Consider the following 18,412-nt stretch of genomic DNA (forward strand, 5'->3'; position numbering starts at 1 on the left):
CAGCTCGTCGGTGCCGTCGAGCGCGGCAGGGCCTTCCGGACCGGCGGCGGTGGCGTGCTCCCCGTGCTCCGTCATCCGCCGGCTCCCGCCCGCTCGGTGGTGGCGGCCAGGTGCAGCTCGAACCCGGCTCGTACGCAGGCGAAGAGTTCCGCGACCTCGGCGTCGGTGTACGTCAGCGCGGGGACGAGCTGGATGCCGTGCAGGCCGGGGTGCACGATCGCACCGGCCTGTCGGACGGCGGCGACCAGCGCGGGCACCTCGTGCTGGGGGAACGGCAGGCCGCTGTCGTCGGCCGCTGCCAGGCGGATCGAACGGAAGCAGCCGACCCCGGTGCTCCCGGTGACGAGGGGGTGGGTGGCGGCCAGCGCGTCGAGTTCCCGGGTGAGCAGGGCGCCGAGCCGGCGCGCCCGCGTCACCGCGTCGAGCCGGCTCATCTCGGCGAGCGTCGCGAGGATCGCCGCGCAGGCGACGGGAGTTCCGGCCTGCGTCTCACCGTGGCTCAGCAGGGCGCCGGCCTCGTGGAAGGCGTCCGCGACGGCACGGGACGCGAGGACGACCGCTGCGGCGCTCGTGCCGTTGGTGAGCCCCTTGGAAGCGATCAGCAGGTCGGGCGGCGCCGGCCAGCGATGCGAGGCGAAGAAGTCTCCGGTACGGCCGAACCCGGTCGCGACCTCGTCCGCGACGAGCAGGAAGCCGTACTCCTCACGAAGCTGGAGCAGCGTGGCGACGTACTGCTCGTCGAGCGGGATCGCGCCCGAGCCGAGAACGGGCTCGACCACGACGGCCGCGATCTGACCGCCCTGCCGGGCGAGGAGGGTGCGCAGTTCCTCGGGGTCGTTGGGCGGCACATGCCGTACGAGGCGTTGGTCGACGCCGTACAACTGCTGGCCCAGGTCCTCGCCGGTCAGGGCGAACCCGCCGAAGGTCAGCCCGTGGTAGCTGCCGCGCAGCCCCACGACGACCTTGCGCCGGGCCTCGCCGCGCAGGGCCAGGTAGTGCCTGGCCACCTTCATCGCGAGGTCGTTGGCGGCACCGCCCGAGGTCGAGAAGAGGACGCGCCCGTAGTGTTCCGCTCCCGCCGCCTGAACGAGGGCTTCGGCGGCACGGCGCGCGTACACGTTCTCGTAGCGGAAGGTGCTGAGGTACGAGGCGGAGCGCAGCGCTTCGGCGGCTGCCTCGGCCACGGCCTTGTTGCCGTATCCGAGGTTGGTGTTCCACAGGCCGCTGGAGGCGCAGAGGAGTTCACGGCCGTCGGCGAAGCTGATCCTGACGCCTTCCGCGGCGACCGCGCACAGCTCGTCCTTGCCGTGGTGCTCGGGGGCGAGAAGGGAGGGCCAGAGGGCGCCGGGGCGTGCGTGGCTTGTCCGTGTGTCTGTCGTCGTCATGCTGCGGCCTCCGCTTCCAGGAGCGTGCTGTGGTGGCGCACGCCGACCGGGGGCAGCGCGTGGCGGGCGGTGACACGGAATCCGTTCGCGCTCAGCTCCGCCTCCAGCAGGTCCGCGGGCAGGACTCGGATGCTGGTCAGCCCCACGCGGACCGGTCCCGCGCTGTGACGGGCGGGGAAGATGGTGACGGTGCGGGCTTCCATGCCCTGTTCCCAGTACTCGAACATCCGGTAGTCGTTCCCTGCCGTGGTGCTGAACTCGAGTTCGAACTCGGGGTTCCGGGACGCTTCGAGATCGACGGTCGTCAGCAGGAAGCGGCCACCGGGCGCCAGGTGCGCACGCACCGAGGCGTACAGACCTTCGCGGCCCGCCTCGTCGAGCAGCGAGACCGATGTCGTGGCCAGGACGACGCAGTCGAACTCCCGCGGCAGTGCGAAATCGCTCATGTCGCCCCGTACGAGGGTGCACCGCTCGCGCAGTGCGGCAGGCGCCCTGTCCAGCCGTTCGCTCAGCAGGCCCAGCATGCTCTCGGAGAGTTCGAGCGCGCTGACCTCACGACCGAGCGCGAGCAGGGGCATGGTGAGCCGCCCCGAGCCCGCGGCCAGGTCGAGCACGGGGCCGGGGTGGCGTCGCACCAGGGCGAGCAGCTCCCGTACCTCGTGGTGGTCCTGCTGGGACAGCTCGTGGTAGATCGACGAGCCGTCCGCGTCGTAGAGACTGCAGCACTCGGCGCGGTCGCCGAGTGCGGCGAGCAGTTCGCCCGCCCGTCCGGGGATCGAGGTGCCGGGCAGCGCTATCGCGTCCGTCCTCACGATGCACCTCGTCTGCCCGCGTCCACGAGCGGCCTGGCCACGAGTGCGAGCCCCGTAGCGGTGAACTGCCGCAGCACGGCGTCCGCCTTCGCGGGCTCGACGTACCGCGACGCCGCGTCCACGGAGCCGCAGACGAGCAGTGCCTCGGCCGTCTCGGCGACCGCACGGCTCAGCCGGAACGTACGCCCGTGGCGTGAGTCGTGCGCGTAGACGTCCTCGCCCGCCCGGAGCAGCAGCGGGAGATCCGCGTCGGAGACATCGGCGGGCTCGGGGTGCTCCGCGAGGTCCGCCATGAGGCGCTCGCCGAAGCCGGAGACGCCGGTGCCGAGGACGCCGCGGGCCCGCAGGTCACGCAGGGCGTGCACGGCGGCGAGGTAGCGGCCGAGCCATGGTCGTTGGGCGAGCGCGGCGACGCGGTCGGCCTCCGGTACGACGGCGCCCAGGCAGACCCCGCAGGGCCGGCCGCTCTCCGCGTTGGTCCGCGTCCACGCCTCCGCGAGGGCGCCGAAGCTGTCGCCGGCCTTCCCCAGGGGGTTCCCGCCCGGCGAGGTCGATATTTCTCCCGAGCGCCCCACGTACAGCCGCAGGCCGGGCCCGTCCCCGTCCTGGCCGGCCCCGAGCGCGGGCAGGTCCGCGAGCTGGATGGCCGGGTTGGTGAGGAAGTCGGCGAAGGTGCCCTGGTCGTGGGCGCGATCGGCGTCGAGGAGGTAGGACTCGAAGTCCGTCGTGTCCGCCACCCGTACGAGGGTGGGCCCGACGACCGACATGTACTCGCTGATGCCGTACGCCTGGATCTGGAGGTAGAAGCCGGGGTCATGGGTGAACTCGGTGCCCGGTTCGGCGAGTGAGCCCTCGTAACCGATGACGCCGGGGCTGTCGGCGGAGCCCTCCGCACCCGGTGCGAAGACCATGGTGTCGGTGTCCACCACATCGGATGCCAGCAGGGTGGCCAGGTACTCGGCGTCCTCCAGAACGACGGTACGGGTGGCGTGCGCCGTGTCCACGGACACCGTCGTGCGCCCGGTCGCCCAGCTCATGAGGCGCTCTTTCAGCGCAGACATCGCATCCCCTTTTCATCTCCCGATTGATTTCCCATATCCTGGAACTGCTCACGCGCAGCACGAAAAGACCCGTCAGGAAAGGGCTGGAATGTAGACGTGCAGATGTAATAGAAATGCCTTACGGCTGTGAGCTCAGAAAAAGCGCACTCATTCGCACCGGATGGAAAATATCTACACGGCGGACAGTGCGGAAAGAATCTGCTTCAGGTCGGACATCGCTTCCTGCGCGCCGGCGACGTTGAAGACGCCTGTCACATTCAGGACCACTTCGTCCACTCCGGCCTTTTCGTACACGCTCAGCTGCTCAAGCAGTCCGGCCACATCGCCGCTGAGGAACGCCCCGCCCTTCACGAGCGCCTGCGCGTCGGCCTTGATGTCCGTGCCGCTCACACCCACACCGGCCCGTCGCAGCATGTCGAGATAATGCGGCCCCTGCAGGTGGGCGGCATTGCTCGCCAGCGCGATCGTGCCCGGCTCGTGACCCTCGCGCTCCAGTGCGACCGGCACGATCGCCGTCAGCCGGGGTACGGCCCGGCCGGCTTTCATGGCGCCCTCGCGCATGGCGGGCAGCACGACGTCCTCCAGATAGGAGGCAGGGGTCAGCCAGGTGACGGCGACATCGGCCAGCTCCCCGGCCAGCCTGGCCATGCCGGGGCGGAGTACACCCAGGCCCAGCTCGACCGGCGGGGCCGGAAAGGCGTGCAGCGCGCCGTGGCAGGAGAAGTACTCGCCCTTGATGTCGACGACTTCCTGGGCCAGCAGCCCCCGGACGATCGTCAGGTACTCACGTGCGGCGGTCAGCGGACTGCGGTACGGCTCGCCGAGCAGACTCTGCTGCATCGACCGGCCGCCGGGCCCGAATCCGGCCACGACCGGCTGACCTGTCGCCAGAGCGAGCGACCGTGCCTGGAGCGCCGCTTCGTAAGGATGCCGAAGCGGCATGAGTGTGACACCGAGCCCGGTCGGCACGCGGAAACCGGCTCCCGCCGCGTGCGCAAAGCCTTGGTGCGGCTCCAGAAACAGCGCCTGCCCCTGCCACAGGCGCGCGGCCCGAGTCCAGTGAACCAGGCCCGCGTAGGGCAGCAGTTGCTCCGGGCGCTTTGGCAAAAAAGGCACCAGAACTGAATAATTGGTCAAAACGAACACCCCGTTGATATGCGCCCTCAACGGCATGACGAGGTATGAGCATTTCCCAGATGTTCATGCCTGGTTCGTCGGCCGTTAAGCACTTCCTTGATCATGGCATGCGCTGTGGAGGATGTAAAGCTTTGATGTTGAGGTGAGTGCCCGCTCTGACCGATCGCACCTTTTGCCCCTGCTTTACCTTGACCTTACATCTGGTATGCCTTGCGAACTGGACGACCGGTCACGGCAGCCGTGAATAGCCGCCGCTGCCCCGCGTCTGTCAGTCGAACGTTTCGCAGTCCCCGTCATAGGCTCAGAGGCATGAGACTGCGCCTGGGCACTGTGATCCTTCCGTACCGCCGTTGGAACGAGGGCGGCCGTACGGCCTGGCGGCGCGCGGAGGAACTCGGCTTCCACGCCGCGTACACCTACGACCACCTGTCCTGGCGGAGCTTCCGCGACGGACCCTGGTTCGGCGCCGTACCGACGCTGACCGCCGCCGCGGCCACTACTCGGCACATACGGCTGGGGACCCTGGTCACATCGCCCAACTTCCGCCACCCGGTGCCGTACGCCAAGGAGCTGCTCTCCCTCGACGACATCTCCGGCGGTCGCCTCACGCTCGGCGTCGGTGCGGGCGGCTCCGGATTCGACGCCACCGTCCTCGGCCAGGACCCGTGGACCCCCCGCGAGCGGGCCGACCGGTTCGCCGAGTTCGTCCAGCTCCTGGACCGGCTGCTCAGCGAGGACTCGGTGTCGTACGAGGGCGACTTCTACTCTGCGCACGAGGCACGCGACATCCCGGGCTGTGTGCAGCGCCCCCGGCTGCCCTTCGCGGTCGCCGCGACCGGGCCGCGCGGACTGCGGCTCGCGGCGCGGTACGGGCAGGCATGGGTGACCACGGGCGACCCCAGGCTGTACGAGAACGGCACCCCCGAGCAGTCGGTCGGGGCCATCCGCGGCCAGGTCGAGAAGCTGGCCGACGCGTGCGCCGAGATCGGCCGGGACATGGACGGGCTCGACAAGATCCTGCTCACCGGGTTCACCCCGGACCGCGGTCGGCCGCTGGAGTCCCTCGACGCGTTCGTGGACTTCGCGGGACGTCACCAGGAGTTGGGATTCACCGAGATCGTGATCCACTGGCCGATCCCGGACTCGGACTTCGCGGCGGACGAGAAGGTCTTCGAGCAGATCGCCATGGAAGCGCCGGCACAGCTGGGCTGAGTGCCACCCGGGGGGAGCCGAGTTCCTCTGCGCGCTGCCAGGCAGGCCTGATCCCGGCCCGTCGCCGGGCAGCGCGCAGAGGCCCCTTTCGTACGGGCTCAGAAGCTCGTCAGCGTTCCCGGCAGGTCGAACGTCCGGGACGTCCCCTTGTCGAGGTCCACCACGGCGGCGGTGTCGTCCGAGACCATCACCCAGCCGTCCCGCGTGTGCCGCAGCAGAGACGAGCTGTCCATGCCCTTGACCGTCACGCGCCGCAGTTCACGCCCGCTTCTCCGGTCCAGCTCGATGAGATCGCTGTCCTGCCCGATGTTCACCGCGACCACGACGGTGTCCTTCGATGCCTGCACGGCGTCGACCCTTCCGCCGACGGCGCTCACCACCGTCGCCCCCGCCGTGTTCCTCAGGGTCAATTTCACCGTGGTTCCCAGGTTGTTCCGGGTGGGGGTACCGACCAGGACCGGGGTGCCCGCCGGACATGCCAGTTGCTGCACCTGCACGCCGTCGGCGTCCCCGACCTGCCGGGTCCTGCCGGTGGCGAGGTCGAGCACACTCGCCTTCACGCCGGACCCCTGTCCGGTGGCCAGGCACACCGTGTCGCTGGACGGATCGGACGCCGCCAGGGTGACCGGTCCCGGAACCCGCACGTCCCGGACCTTCTTCCACGTCTTCGCATCGCGTACCAGCACACCGGTGGTTCCGCCGGCCGCCGTGGCAGCGCGCTGATCGCTTCCGGAGGAGTCGGGAACGGCCGCCACCAGGCTCTTGCCCGGCACGAGTGCCCGCAGCCGCTCGGTGTCGTCCTTCTCGTCCAGGGCGTGCCGGGCGGTGTTCAGCGTGAAGAGCCGGTCCGGACGCTCCCCCTTGCGGGGCGTCGACAGCCACCACGTCCCGTCGGCCAACTGGACGAGCTGAGGAGCCAGCACGTCGTCGTCGCCGTCCTTCCGCGGCACCACGGCCAGCGACTGCGCGTGGTGGGCTTCGGGATTGATGCCGACCACCACCGTGTGCCCGGACACGCTCGCCGTCACAAAGGTCTGCGAACCCTTCCAGTCCGTTCCCAGCTCCACGTCGTCGGAACCGGAGCAGCCGGAACAGGAGGCCAGCAGGGCAGCGGACACCGCGAGCGCGGCGTACGACGTCTTGTGCCGCATCACAGGGATCACCAGTCCTTCATGGCTTCGGTGGGGGACATGCGCGCGGCACGACGCGCCGGGAGCACGGCGCCGGCGGCCACGACGACAACGGTCGCGACCGACAGGGAGATCAGCGTCGGCATCCCCGGAAGCGGCACCGTGTCGCGTACGTACGGGGCGATGTCGCCGATCCGCCGCAGGCCGGCAGCCGCCGCGCTGGACGCGCCCACCGCGAGCACGACTCCGGCCGCGGACGCCACCGCTCCGGCGATCGCCATCTCCGCCACGAGCATCCCCAGCACGGAGCGGCTGCGGAAACCGACCGCCTTGAGGATGCCCACCTCCTGGGCTCGCTGCCGCCCCAGCGCACCCGTCACCGTGACGGCCCCGACGAAGGCGAGCACGCCCAGGACGCCGAGCAGCACGTTCCCGGTCAGTCTGACCAGCTGCAGCACTCCGGGAAGAGCCTCAAGCTGCTGCTGCAGGGCGACGGCCGGGTAGTTCATCCGCTGCACGGCCTTGAGCACGCCCGGTACCTGGGCGGCGCTGTCGGCCACCACCGTCAGCTGGTCCCACCCCGACGTGCGCAGGTAGTCGTCGGTCGTCTTGCCGGCCGCTGCCGCCGCCCACTTCACCACGGTCGCGTCGTCGGCGTACGCGACGTCCGGGCCGTCGAACTGCCAGCTCGGGTCGTACAGACCCACCACCTTCACCCGGTCGCTCACCGTGTCGCCCACGCCCGGCCGCACATATCGGTGCGCGTCCACCGTCACCGTTCTGCCTACCGTCGAGGACAGGTCCACCCCGTGCACGGAGGCGGGAAAGACCACCTCTCCACGGTGCAGCGGGAACAGTTGCCCGCGTACCGACTTGACCACGGGGGGCGCCAGCGCCTCGCGGTAGGTCGTCGCGTACAGCAGGTCGGCCCCCTCGGGGTTGTCCCGTACCGGCATGGACACCTGAAGCCGGTGCTGGACCGACTGCACGTGAGCGATCTTCGCCAGGCGCTTCTCCGTCGCGTCCGTCAGCTGAGCGGTGTCGGGACGATCCTCCGGGGAGTCCACCGTGACCGACCGGTTCGCCGTCGACTCGCCGACCTGACTGGTCGTCGTGCCCTGCGCGTTCGAGGTGATCCCGATCGCGCTCAGGCACACCGCGCCGGCGACCGCGACCATCGCCACCAGCCCCAACAGCCGCCTGCGCAGCGTTCGTACGTTCCACCACGCCACCTGAAGCAGGTTCACAGCTCGCCCTCCCGCGAACTCCGGGTGGTCGCCCAGGAGCGGCCGTTGGTCTCGTCCTGTTCCGGAAGGACGGTGCTACGGCCCAGTCGGTGCACGATGTCGGCCGCGTCCGCGACCGCCTGATTGTGGGTGACGACCAGTACCCCCCGCCCGTCGTCCGCCAGCTCCCGGAACAGGCCCAGCAACAGGGCCTCGCTCTCGGTGTCCAGGTTTCCGGTGGGTTCGTCGGCCAGCAGCAGTGGCGGATCGTTCACCAGAGCCCGGGCCAGCGCGACACGCTGCTGTTCGCCCCCGGACAGTTCGCTGGGCCGGTGTTCGCACCGGTCTCCCAGCCCGACGCGCTCCAGCAGACCGCGCGCCCGGGCCTCCGCCTCCCGGCGCCTGCCGGTGAACGGAAGCAGGACGTTCCGCAGGGCGCTGTGCTGCGGCAGCAGGTTGTAGGACTGGAAGACGAACCCCAGACGCCGGCGCCGCAGGTCCGCGAGTGCGTTGTCCGACAGGCCGTGGGTGTCCTGGCCCTCCAGCTCCACCCGGCCGGTGTCGGGTTTCGTCAGCAGCCCGAGGATGTGCATGAGGGTGGACTTGCCCGATCCCGAGTGTCCGACGAGCGCGGTGACACGTCCCGGCGCGACAGCGAGATCGATGCCCTTGAGGACGTCGACCCGCCGGCCGCGCAGCGTATAGGACTTGCCTACCCCACTCGCTGTCAGCAGTGTGTTCAAGGAGGTTCTGCTCACTCTCTGTCTCAGGGGCCCTGCGAGGGCAGAGTTCCCAGCTTCCGGTCCAGTGCCTTGTCCAGCTCCCAGACCGCCCACGTCGTCTTGAGGTCGCAGCCCGGCTCGTCATCGGGCCGGTACAGGCCGGGAAGTCCCGGACAGCCCCGGTGCGCCCGGAACTCGGCGGCGAGGTTTCGCACCATGGAGGCGTCGGCCCGGCCGCCGAGCAGCAGGTAGGCGCGGACGATCAGCGCACGGTCGTAGACGCTTGCGCGGGGCCCCGGGTCGGCCGCCCATCGGCTGAGCACGTCCGCGGTCAGCCACCCAGGTGTCCGGTCCTTGTGGCCGGTCTGGTGCAGGCCGACCACCAGCGTGGCGGCGGCCTGCGCGCCCTCCAGGCCGTCGACGCTCCAGCGCGTGCCGGAGGGAACCGGTGTCGGTATGCCGGACTCCGCGCAGTTCCATGCCGCGCGCTGCCAGGCCGCCGCGTTGTCCGCGGTGACCGTGGTCGGCACCGTCGACGGATCCCGGCACAGCGCGGCCTCCTGCGGGGAAAGGGGCTCACCGCCGGCGCTGTGCCTGAGCGCGGCCAGGTTCAGCCGCGCGGCTCCGTCGCGGGGCGCGTCCTGGGAGTCGGCCTGTTCCTCGACCGCGGCCAGGAGACGTTTGTCCCGCACCGGCCATCCGGCCACGCTCCGCAGTCGCTGCACGAACAGTGACGCGTCGGGCGTGCCGAGATAGGAGGACGGGTCACGCACTGTTCCGTCCGGCATGCGCTCCTGGTCGAGCCGGCGGACGACCGCCGAGAACTCCGCCTTGGAACTGCCGGTGGCGCGCAGGATGTGCACCAGGCTGTAGAGCTGGTCGTAGTCGAGGCTGTCGACGTCGTGGGAGAGAGCCTGCTGCCATGTCTTCCGGTCCACCTGCGGCTCTTTGCCGGCCGACTCCTGGAGCAGTACGTAGTTGTACGTGTCCTCCAGCAGGGTGGCGCGTTCGTCGTCCGGCCGCTGGGTGAACCGGCTCGTGTCCGGAGCCGCCACCGATGTCAGGGAGCCGGGGACGGGTTTGCCGAGCAGGTGCAGGCAGCGTGCCAGGACCGCGGCCTCGTCCAGTCGTGGCGTGCCGTCCGCCAGCCGGCCCAGCCAGTCGGCGGTGGCCGCCTTGTCGGCGGCGGGAAGCCTCCCGAGAGTTCCGGTGGCCGCCTCCACCTCCAGCGCCGCCCAAGTCGCACTCAGGCGCCCTTGGTCGTTCTTCGCTCCGAGCGCGGGGTCCGCGTACCACCCCTTGCCCGTGCGCAGTTTCTCCACGTCCTGTGTGTCGCCGCGCCCCAGTACGGCCGCCGCCCCGGCCCCGCGCAGCGGGACGAGCCAGTACCTCCCCCACAGCGCGGACGTCTTGAGCGCATCGGAGCGCAGCGCCGCGGCCGTTGCGGCTCCCACGGCGACCTTCGGCTTCGCGCCGGTCTCCTCCAGGATGCGCAGCGCGTAGGCCTGGGCTTCGGCGCTGCCTCGCTCCTCCCTCAGGAAGGGGTGGTAGTAGAGGCCGTTGGTCTGGCTGACGAGGCTCTGGAAGTAGGCCGGTTCCCTGCTTTCACGGCCGCTTCCCTGCGAAGTGCAGGACACGGCCGACATCAGGACACCGGCCGCGGCTGCGGCCCACACCGCTTTCCTCGCGGCTCTCCTGGCGTGAAACATCCTTGTTCTCCCCCGTAAGAGAACTCTGCCCCCGCCAGGAGGGCGGGGGCAGAGACGTTCAGGTGGTGCGCGGCGTCAGGCGCGGATCAGGCGGCGCCGGCGGTGACGCACTTCTCCGTGAACTTGATGCGGCTGGTGATCTGGGCCGAGCCACAGGACTTCGTGGAGACGTACACGGTCAGCCGGCTGGGCTTCATCTGGCCGTAGGTGTCCGAGATCCACTTGTGGCCGCCGTAGTTCTTCCAGCGGACCGTGCCCTGCGACTTGCTGTTCATCGTCAGCGTCGCCTCAGGGTTCTTCGAGATCTTGATGGAGACGCTGACCCCGTGAGCGGCCAGGATGGCCCGGTTCTGCACCCACTGGGCGTTGTCGTGCGTCGAGCCCGTGCCCTTGTAGACCTTGGTCGACGCCTTCCAGTCGCAGGCGGTCACGTACGAACCGCAGTGCCAGGCGTTCACCACCATCTTGTGGCCCGGGATGCCCCAGGTGCCCGAGGCCGACGTGGCGTGCGCGGGCGCGGCTGCGAACAGCAGCGCACCGGCCGCCATCGCGGCGGCGCCACCGGACGCCAGGCGCGAGAGATTACGCATTGTTTCTCCCCGTAGAAGTGGAAATGCTTCCTTGACCGTGCGCCCGGTACCGATACGGCACCCGTACGCGCGTTCCACTGATTTCTACGGCCCCGGCCGCACCGGCGACCATCGCACCTTCGGGCATCCTGCCCTTCAGGGCTACCCCGGGAGCCCGGCCTCAGAAGCCCGGGCCACGGAGGCTCAGCCCTGCTTCGCGCACGTCTTCTGCTTGGCCAGTGCCGAGACGATCCCGGACATCTCACCGATGACGGCGTCCTTGTCCTTGATCCGCTCCGACATCGTGACCTCGGCCGCGGGGCTGCGCCCGTACGACAGAACCGTCTTCGTCCCGTCGTGGGTCTTCTTGGCGTTCACGACCCAGTCGACCCCCTGCACCGACGTGCACGCGGCCGACTCGGGGACGTCCGAGATGTTCCCGCAGCGGAGAATCACATCACCGTCCCCCCACACAGCCGTTCCCTTCTGGTCGGAGTCGTTGCGCTCGTGGCCGCTCAGTTTCTTCGGTGCCTTGCTCACCAGGCTGGAGCAGCCGGCACTGTCACCGCCCGGAGCTCCCGACACGTTGTAGGAACGCGAGGAGGTCCCGCACGCCGCGAGAGCGGCGGCACACACGGCGATCACACCGACCTGTGCCAGACGCCGGGCAGAGGTCATCTCCATGAGTAATCCCTTGTCTAGAAAACGGAGTTGTGGTCTTTCTTCGGCGAAGGCCACCGGGCAGGAGGCGGTGCACACGGCGCTCCCGTACGGAACGCCGGTCCTGCCGGTGAGCGGGGTCAGTCCTCGCGGATGCTGAGCAGGTCGCCGGGTTGGCAGTTCAGTTCGCGGCAGATCGCGGTGAGGGTGGAGAAGCGGATCGCCTTCGCCCGGTCGTTCTTCAGGACGGAGAGGTTGACCACCGTCACCTCGACCTTGGCCGCCAGTTCGGACAGGGTCATGCCGCGCTCGGCCAGCAGCCGGTCCAGGTGGACCTTGATCCGATGCTCCTCGTCCGGCGGCATCAGACCAGCCCCTCGGTGTCGGCGCGGAGCTTCGTACCCCGCCGGAAGACTTCGCCCAGCGACAGGATGAGGAAGGCGAGCAGAACGTACTCACCGGTGAAGGTGACCGAGAGGGGGACCTGCTCGGCCATGGGGGTGCCGCTCACCAGTGCCTCCGTCGTGAATGACGGCAGCACCGGGGAGAGGACGGCCTGCACCAGCACCGCGAGCCCTATGACGCTCAGGCGGCGGGCGTTCTTCGGCACGAAGACGTCGCCGTCCCGCAGCGTCCCGGCCATCTGGAAGAGGAGGACCAGGACGAGGAGCAGCAGCAGACCGCCGACGACATCCGGCAGCGCGAGCAACAGGCGCTGGCCCAGGTCGGGGTGGGCGAAGACGAGGTCGGCCCGATGGGTGCCGTTGAGGGTCATGCCGTGGCCCGCCACCGCGTCGGTCACGGTGCCCGGCACCCGGGTCGCGGTCTCGGCCTTGACCTCGCGGGTGTCCACGGGGTCGATGAGACCGACCACCCCGAGGGCCGGGATCAGTACCCCGAAGACGCCGGCCAGCAGAGCGGCCAGGCCCAGGGCCGCCTCCAGCAGTCGGTTGTCGGTCCGGCTCCACCAGTGCTTCGTACCCATGATTCCCCCTGTCGCCCGCAACGAGCATATCGCTTATCGATAGTATCGATAAGCGATATGCGCGCTGTCAAGCCCGGGGTGCGGCGGCGGCCGAGGCGGGCCTCACGAGAGCCGCCGCACACGGGAACGTGATCCTCAGAGCCCGTCGGCGAGGCGACAGTGGTGGGCGTAGGCGAAGAGGGCCGCTTCGGTGCGGCCGGTTACTTTTATCTTGGCCATGAGGTTCGTCAGATGTGCTTTGACGGTGCGTTCGGCTATGCCCAGTCGGCGGCTGATCTCGCGGTTGTCGGCGGCGTGGCTGAGCAGCATGAGCACTTGGCGCTCCCTGGGGGTGAGTGAGGGGATGGAGTGTGGGTCTCCCGGGACGGGCGGAGTGGCCGAGGTGGGGCTCAAGTCCCCTTGTGGTCTCGTTCTCTGCTCGTCCCTCGTGAGGTAAGTCAAAGCGATCGTCTCCCCGTTAGTCACTGTCTGAACCGCTTCAGCCGGTGCTCCCCCTGCTCTCCTCACGTTGCTCGACTGCTGGGATCTCGGCGCTCGGCGGCTGTTGTGGCGCTCCCCGCAGGGCGCGTCTCCATTCCGATACGGCCGGTAAGGACCGCGTGGGCGGCGGCCGTCGAGGTCGGTCCACCCACGCCAGGAGGCGTGCCATCGCTGGGGAGCGTCAGTAAACGACGAACGTTAGCTCAAGTAAAGGGAGTTGATGCAGTTCTGAGGTTGCGTCAACTGTTGTTCCCACGCCCTTCGCGCCGAGGCGGCTTGTCGCCAGGTGGTGACACGTGAAGCAATCTCGTCGCTTTGGTGTAGACCAGAGCTGGTGCAGAGCACCGTCGGCCCGTCGAGCATCACGAGTCCGGCGCCGCCTGAAAGTACCGGTGAACCGTATGCGCCCCCTCCCGGGATGGGGCCGCATGCGACCGATTGCTGTTGCGACCAGGTGGTCAGCACGCCGGTACCACCGACTCCGCCCACACGGTTCACCCCTGACCTCGGGCGCAACGGCCCTGCTGAGGGCGGAAACCACTCACATGTGCGCACCCCCGCACGGCCGTGCGGGCATATGCGGGAGAATGGCCCGGTGACCTCAGCGACTCGACAGCCCGAGACCCCGGCCTCCGCCGTCCCGCCACGGCTGATCGCCACCGACCTGGACGGCACCCTGCTGCGCGACGACCACTCGGTGTCCCCACGCACGGTGGCCGCCCTTGCGGCTGCCGAGGAGGCGGGTATCGAGGTCTTCTTCGTGACCGGCCGCCCGGCCCGCTGGATGGACGTCGTCAGCGACCACGTCCACGGCCACGGCCTGGCCATCTGCGGAAACGGCGCCGCCGTGGTCGACCTGCACGGCGGCCCCGGAGCCCACCGCTTCGTGAAGGTCCGCGAACTGGCCCGGAACAACGCCCTCGACGCCGTACGACTGGTGCGCGAGGCGGCGCCCGGGACGGTGTACGCGATCGAGCAGACCTACGGCTTCTACCAGGAGCCGGAGTATCCGAAGCTGCACATGGAGATCCCGGACACCCTGGCACCCGCCGAGAAGCTCCTCGCGCCGGACGGCCCGGGGGCCGACGAGCCGGTGCTGAAGATCCTCGCGTTCCACCCCGAACTGGACCCGGACGAGTTCCTGACCACCGCCCGCCTCGCCCTGGGCGACCGCGCGAACGTCACCCGCTCCAGCCCCAGCGCCCTGCTGGAGATCAGCGGCCCCGGCATTTCCAAGGCGAGCACGCTCGCCCTGTGCTGCGCGGAGCGGGGTATCGCACCCGAGGAGGTCGTCGCCTTCGGGGACATGCCGAACGACGTCGAGATGCTCACCTGGGCGGGGCGGTCGTACGCGATGGGCAACGCGCACCCCGCCGTGCTCGCCGCGGCCTCGGGGCGGACCGTCGACAACAACGAGGACGGCGTGGCGGTCGTGATCGAGCGGATGCTGGCGGAACGGCGGCCGTAAGGGGCGTCCTCCCAGGAGCACGCCCCTTACACAGACGCGCTAGCCGACCGGCACGCCTCGCTGTGCCAGCCAGGGCAGCGGATCGACCGCCGACCCCATCTCCGGGGTGACCCGTACCTCGAAGTGCAGGTGCGGGCCGGTGGAGTTGCCGGTCGTGCCGGACTGGCCGATCCACCGGCCGGTGGTCACGCGATCCCCCTGGTCGACGGTGACGGCGGCGAGGTGGGCGTACTGCGTGCAATAGCCGCCCGGGTGCTCGATCACGATCTCGATGCCGAAGGCGCCGCCGCAGGACACCCGCACCACCCGGCCCGCTCCGGCCGCCCGGACCGGTGTGCCGATGGGCACCGCGAAGTCCTGGCCGGTGTGCCGGTTCGCCCAGCGGGAGCCGCCGCTGCCGAATCCGGCGGACAGCTCGACCGTCTCCACCGGCGCCACCCATGAGGCGGGTTCAGGGCTCGGCGGCCGGCCGAGCCGGACGGCGCCCCGGCAGGAACCCGCCGCGACCGAGGCGTCCGCCTGCCCCTGCAACTGCTCGCGCGCCTCGTCGAGTTTCCGCTGGATGCCCTGCTTCAGGTCGGCGAGTTCGGCGTTCCGCTTCTCCAGCGCCCGCCACGCCGACGCGGCACTCGCCTCGTCGGCGGCAAGCCGTACCTCGGCCCGGTGACTCCTGCCGATCGCGTTCTCCACGGCCAGGTCCGCCTGGGAGAAGGCGTGCTGATCGCGCATCAGATCCTCGGGACTGTCCGCGAGGATGATCCGGGCCGCCATCGGGACACCGCCACCACCGCGGTACTGGGCGCGGGCGATCCGGCCCAGGTCCTCGTGCAGCCGCGAGGACTCCTGGCATTCGCCGTCCAGTTGGGCCTCGACCCGTTGGGCGCGGGCTCGTTGCGCGTCCGCCTCCCGCCGCCCGGCCTCGTACGGCCGGGTCGCCAGAGCCGCGTCCTGGTACAGCCGCGCCACCTGCGCGCTGATGCCCGCGGCGGGCTGATCGTCATCACCGGGTCGGGCCGCCGGCACGGCGATCGCGCAGTGGATGACGGCGGGATGAGCCCATGTCGGCGATCGTGACCCGCGCGGCGGACCAGAGCCCTGTTCAAGTCGTACGCATGGGGGACGCGTTGCTGCGAACGGCCCAGCGGCTGCCCTTGAGGACGGGCTCAGTGGGGCGCCTGCCACACCACCGTCGTACCGCCTCCGGAGGCGCCGCTGCCCGGCCCGTACCAGCTGTCGCCGCCCAGGGACTCGGCCCGCCGTTTGAGGTTCTTCAGGCCGCTGCGGCGACCGCCCTCCGGGATGCCGATCCCGTCGTCCGCGACGGTGAGCCGGACACCCGACCGCCCGTCGGGCAGGGTGGCGGTCGCGTCGACGACAACCTCGATGCGGGTGGCCGCCGCGTGCCGGAACGCGTTGGAGAGGGCCTCGCGCAGGGCCGCGATGAGGTTCTTGCCGGTCAGGTCGCCGACCACGGTGTCGACCGCGCCGACGAAACGGTGCCCGGGCGTGAAACCGAGCGGCACGGCGGCCGTGTTGATCTCCCGCAGCACCCGCGTCCGCAGCGCGGAGGGCGCCTCGGTGGGCCCCTGTTGGAGCGCGAAGATCGCGGTGCGGATCTCCTGGATGGTGATGTCGAGTTCGTCGACGGCGTTGCCGACGCCCTGCCGCACCTCGGGGACGAGTGAGTCGCGCCGGGCGCTCTCCAGCATCATCCCGGTGCCGAACAGCCGTTGGATGACCAGGTCGTGCAGGTCGCGGGCGATCCGGTCCCGGTCCTCGTACACCGCGAGCCGCTCCCGGTCTCGCTGTGCCTCGGCCATCATCAGCGCGAGCGCGGCCTGCGAGGCGAACTGGATCGCGAGGGTGCGCTCCACCTCCGTGAACGGCCGCTCGCCCCGCGCGCGAGGGGTGACCAAGGCCCCCAGGACGCGCCCTCCGCTCTGCAGGGGCAGCGCCATGATCGGCCCGTACGCGCGCGAGAGGCCGGTGATCATGCGAGGGTCGGTGGCCGCGTCCGCCACGAACACCGGCTGTCCGTCGAGGAGTCGCGCGACGATCTCGCTCTCCGGCGGGACGACTCTGCCGAGCTGGTTCGACGGCTGTTCCGAGGCCACGGCGACGATCTCCATACCGCCCTCGTCGGCGGGCAGCAGCACGATCCCGGCCGCCGATCCGGACAGCCGGCGGGCCCGTTCCGCGACGACCTGGAGCGCGTCCTCGGCGTCGCCGCCGGACAGCAGGGCGGTCGTGACGGCCACCGACCCGTCGATCCACCGCTCGCGCTGCTGGGCGGCCTCGTACAGCCGGGCGTTGCCGACGGCGATGCCGGCCTCGGTCGCCAGGACCCGGACCGTGTTGAGGTCGTAGTCGTCGAAGGGGTCCCCGCCCCGCTTCTCGCCCAGATAGAGATTCCCGAAGACCTCCCCCTGGACGCGGATCGGAACGCCGAGGAAGCCGCGCATCCTGGGATGGTGCGCGGGGAAACCCCAGGAGCGCGGATCCTCGGTCACATCCACGAGCCGGACCGGCTCCGGCTCCCGGATGAGAGCGCCGAGCAGCCCCTTGTGCCCGTCGGGAAACCGCCCGATGCGCCGCGCGGTTCCCGCGTCGACCCCGTGGAAGACGAAGTCGGCGAGGGCTTCGCCGTCCTCGTCGACGACACCGAGCCCCGCGTAACGGGCGTCCGTCAGCGTGGCCGCCGCCTCGCAGATCCGCTCCAGCGTGGAGTGCAGTTCGAGTCCGCTGCCCACGGACCGCATCGCCGCCAGCAACTGCGGCACGCGTACGGCCAGTTCGGCCGGCAGACCCGGCGAGGGCGACGGGGGACCGGTACTCGGAGCGGCTGACATAACCCGAGCCTAATTAGTCCCCTTTGGTACGGAAAGTCGAGCACCTCGGCCGCGAGCCTCCCTACCCGGCCACCACCAGCAGTTCCGACTCCGCCTCCCGCTCGGCCATCCCCCGCAACGGCCCCTCCACCGAGACCAGTGCGGCGTACGGCCCCCGCTGCACGACCCGTCCCTCGTTCAGCACGATCACCTCGTCCACGTCCTCCAGCCCCGCCAGCCGGTGCGTGATGAGCAGGGTCGTACGGCCTTCCGTGGCGGCCAGCAGGTCGGCGGTGAGCGCGTCGGCGGTCGCCAGGTCCAGGTGCTCGGCGGGCTCGTCGAGCACGAGGACCGGGAAATCGGCGAGCAGTGCGCGGGCGAGGGCGAGCCGCTGCCGCTGCCCGCCGGACAGCCGCGCCCCGTGCTCACCGACGAGGGTGTCCAGGCCGTCGGGCAGCCCGTCGGCCCAGTCGAGCAGCCGGGCCCGCTCCAGCGCGGCCCGCAGCTCGTCCTCGGTCGCGTCCTTCTTCGCGAGCAGCAGGTTCTCGCGCACCGAGCTGTCGAAGAGGTGCGCGTCCTGGGCACACAGCCCGACGAGCCGTCGTACGTTGTCGCCGTCGAGGGCGTACGCGTCCACGCCGGCCAGCGTGTACGAACCGGCGTCCGCGTCGAGGAAGCGCAGCAGCACCTGCGCCAGCGTCGTCTTGCCGGACCCGGAGGACCCGACCACGGCGACCCGGCGCCCCTTCTCCAGCGTCAGGTCGAGCCCGGCGAGCGCGTCCCGGTCCTGCCCGGTGTGCCGGGCGGCCAGTCCCTGCACGACGAGCGGGAACGGCGTCGCGGGCGCCTGGCGGGGCCGCTCCGGTGCCCGTACAGGCTCGGGGGCGTCCAGGACCTCGTACACGCGCTCCGCGCTCTTGCGGACCCGCTGCCGGTACTGCACCGCCAGGGGGAGTCCGAGAACGGCCTCGAAGGCGGCGAGCGGGGTGAGGACGACGACGGCCGTCAGGACACCGCCGAGTCGTCCC

Annotated in this window: 18 protein-coding genes; 2 read left to right on the top strand and 16 right to left on the bottom strand. The window is 70.4% G+C overall.

Translation table 11 applies throughout. From position 1 onward, the window contains the following. Positions 1–71: 71 nt before the first annotated feature. The 4 genes from mpaD to R6V09_RS22725 form a co-directional block, all read right to left on the bottom strand. Positions 72–1,385, bottom strand: a complete 1,314-nt coding sequence (mpaD, locus tag R6V09_RS22710) for a daptide-type RiPP biosynthesis aminotransferase (protein WP_317883274.1) — start codon at positions 1,383–1,385, stop codon at positions 72–74. Beyond that, complete coding sequence (mpaM, locus tag R6V09_RS22715; protein WP_317883275.1) at positions 1,382–2,197, bottom strand: daptide-type RiPP biosynthesis methyltransferase; 816 nt, start codon at positions 2,195–2,197, stop codon at positions 1,382–1,384. Before mpaM ends, mpaD begins: the two co-directional genes overlap by 4 nt. After that, entirely contained in the window at positions 2,194–3,258 is a 1,065-nt protein-coding gene (gene mpaB / locus R6V09_RS22720) for a daptide biosynthesis RiPP recognition protein (RefSeq protein WP_317883276.1), read from the bottom strand. The genes mpaM and mpaB overlap by 4 nt, the downstream gene beginning before the upstream one ends. Before the next feature lie 171 nt (positions 3,259–3,429). Then, the gene (locus R6V09_RS22725) at positions 3,430–4,395 is read right to left on the bottom strand and encodes an LLM class flavin-dependent oxidoreductase (RefSeq protein WP_317883291.1); all 966 of its coding nucleotides are present in this window, start codon (positions 4,393–4,395) and stop codon (positions 3,430–3,432) included. Between the two features lie 309 nt (positions 4,396–4,704). Here R6V09_RS22725 and R6V09_RS22730 point away from each other — a divergent pair, with 309 nt between their 5' ends. Then, positions 4,705–5,607 carry an LLM class flavin-dependent oxidoreductase gene (locus tag R6V09_RS22730; protein WP_317883277.1) on the top strand — a complete coding sequence of 301 codons (903 nt, stop codon included), beginning with the start codon at positions 4,705–4,707 and terminating at the stop codon, positions 5,605–5,607. Positions 5,608–5,705: 98 nt separating this feature from the next. On the opposite strand, the gene R6V09_RS22735 is transcribed toward R6V09_RS22730, so the two are convergent. From R6V09_RS22735 to R6V09_RS22775, 9 genes are all read right to left on the bottom strand, one after another. Beyond that, positions 5,706–6,770: a hypothetical protein gene (locus tag R6V09_RS22735; protein WP_317883278.1), complete on the bottom strand. Its 1,065-nt coding sequence runs from the start codon at positions 6,768–6,770 to the stop codon at positions 5,706–5,708. Continuing rightward, positions 6,767–7,984, bottom strand: a complete 1,218-nt coding sequence (locus tag R6V09_RS22740; RefSeq protein ID WP_317883279.1) for an ABC transporter permease — start codon at positions 7,982–7,984, stop codon at positions 6,767–6,769. Before R6V09_RS22740 ends, R6V09_RS22735 begins: the two co-directional genes overlap by 4 nt. After that, on the bottom strand, positions 7,981–8,706 hold the full coding sequence (locus R6V09_RS22745; RefSeq protein ID WP_317883280.1) for an ABC transporter ATP-binding protein: 726 nt from the start codon (positions 8,704–8,706) through the stop codon (positions 7,981–7,983). The genes R6V09_RS22740 and R6V09_RS22745 overlap by 4 nt, the downstream gene beginning before the upstream one ends. Before the next feature lie 23 nt (positions 8,707–8,729). After that, positions 8,730–10,361, bottom strand: coding sequence for a hypothetical protein (locus R6V09_RS22750; protein WP_317883281.1), 1,632 nt, complete (start codon positions 10,359–10,361; stop codon positions 8,730–8,732). 119 nt (positions 10,362–10,480) lie between these two features. Next, a complete protein-coding gene (locus R6V09_RS22755; RefSeq protein ID WP_317883282.1) occupies positions 10,481–10,984 on the bottom strand; it encodes a hypothetical protein in 504 nt (167 codons plus the stop codon). A 183-nt stretch (positions 10,985–11,167) separates the two neighbouring features. Further along, a complete protein-coding gene (locus R6V09_RS22760; protein ID WP_317883283.1) occupies positions 11,168–11,647 on the bottom strand; it encodes a DUF3515 family protein in 480 nt (159 codons plus the stop codon). Between the two features lie 116 nt (positions 11,648–11,763). Further along, positions 11,764–11,988, bottom strand: a complete 225-nt coding sequence (locus R6V09_RS22765; RefSeq protein WP_317883284.1) for a helix-turn-helix domain-containing protein — start codon at positions 11,986–11,988, stop codon at positions 11,764–11,766. Further along, positions 11,988–12,608, bottom strand: a complete 621-nt coding sequence (locus tag R6V09_RS22770) for a DUF2975 domain-containing protein (RefSeq protein ID WP_317883285.1) — start codon at positions 12,606–12,608, stop codon at positions 11,988–11,990. Before R6V09_RS22770 ends, R6V09_RS22765 begins: the two co-directional genes overlap by 1 nt. Before the next feature lie 135 nt (positions 12,609–12,743). After that, the gene (locus R6V09_RS22775) at positions 12,744–13,115 is read right to left on the bottom strand and encodes a helix-turn-helix domain-containing protein (RefSeq protein WP_317883286.1); all 372 of its coding nucleotides are present in this window, start codon (positions 13,113–13,115) and stop codon (positions 12,744–12,746) included. A gap of 550 nt (positions 13,116–13,665) precedes the next feature. Here R6V09_RS22775 and R6V09_RS22780 point away from each other — a divergent pair. Then, positions 13,666–14,556, top strand: coding sequence for a Cof-type HAD-IIB family hydrolase (locus R6V09_RS22780; RefSeq protein WP_317883287.1), 891 nt, complete (start codon positions 13,666–13,668; stop codon positions 14,554–14,556). A 39-nt stretch (positions 14,557–14,595) separates the two neighbouring features. On the opposite strand, the gene R6V09_RS22785 is transcribed toward R6V09_RS22780, so the two are convergent. From R6V09_RS22785 to cydC, 3 genes are all read right to left on the bottom strand, one after another. Then, a complete protein-coding gene (locus R6V09_RS22785) occupies positions 14,596–15,579 on the bottom strand; it encodes a M23 family metallopeptidase (protein WP_317883288.1) in 984 nt (327 codons plus the stop codon). 140 nt (positions 15,580–15,719) lie between these two features. Then, positions 15,720–17,405 (bottom strand): sensor histidine kinase, encoded by a 1,686-nt coding sequence (locus R6V09_RS22790; protein WP_317883289.1) that lies wholly within the window; start codon positions 17,403–17,405, stop codon positions 15,720–15,722. A gap of 61 nt (positions 17,406–17,466) precedes the next feature. Beyond that, positions 17,467–18,412, bottom strand: a 946-nt coding sequence (gene cydC, locus R6V09_RS22795) for a thiol reductant ABC exporter subunit CydC (protein ID WP_317883290.1), incomplete at its 5' end; no start/stop codon positions are given.

Source organism: Streptomyces sp. W16 (genome assembly GCF_033194735.1).
In the GTDB taxonomy this organism is placed as follows: domain Bacteria; phylum Actinomycetota; class Actinomycetes; order Streptomycetales; family Streptomycetaceae; genus Streptomyces.

Excerpts from the sequence above, each read along its gene's own strand:
- mpaD (WP_317883274.1), bottom strand. The coding sequence starts at position 1,385 with ATGACGACGACAGACACACGGACAAGCCACGCACGCCCCGGCGCCCTC.
- mpaB (WP_317883276.1), bottom strand. The coding sequence starts at position 3,258 with ATGTCTGCGCTGAAAGAGCGCCTCATGAGCTGGGCGACCGGGCGCACG.
- R6V09_RS22730 (WP_317883277.1), top strand. The coding sequence starts at position 4,705 with ATGAGACTGCGCCTGGGCACTGTGATCCTTCCGTACCGCCGTTGGAAC.
- R6V09_RS22755 (WP_317883282.1), bottom strand. The coding sequence starts at position 10,984 with ATGCGTAATCTCTCGCGCCTGGCGTCCGGTGGCGCCGCCGCGATGGCG.
- R6V09_RS22760 (WP_317883283.1), bottom strand. The coding sequence starts at position 11,647 with ATGGAGATGACCTCTGCCCGGCGTCTGGCACAGGTCGGTGTGATCGCC.
- R6V09_RS22765 (WP_317883284.1), bottom strand. The coding sequence starts at position 11,988 with ATGCCGCCGGACGAGGAGCATCGGATCAAGGTCCACCTGGACCGGCTG.
- R6V09_RS22770 (WP_317883285.1), bottom strand. The coding sequence starts at position 12,608 with ATGGGTACGAAGCACTGGTGGAGCCGGACCGACAACCGACTGCTGGAG.
- R6V09_RS22780 (WP_317883287.1), top strand. The coding sequence starts at position 13,666 with ATGCGGGAGAATGGCCCGGTGACCTCAGCGACTCGACAGCCCGAGACC.
- R6V09_RS22790 (WP_317883289.1), bottom strand. The coding sequence starts at position 17,405 with ATGTCAGCCGCTCCGAGTACCGGTCCCCCGTCGCCCTCGCCGGGTCTG.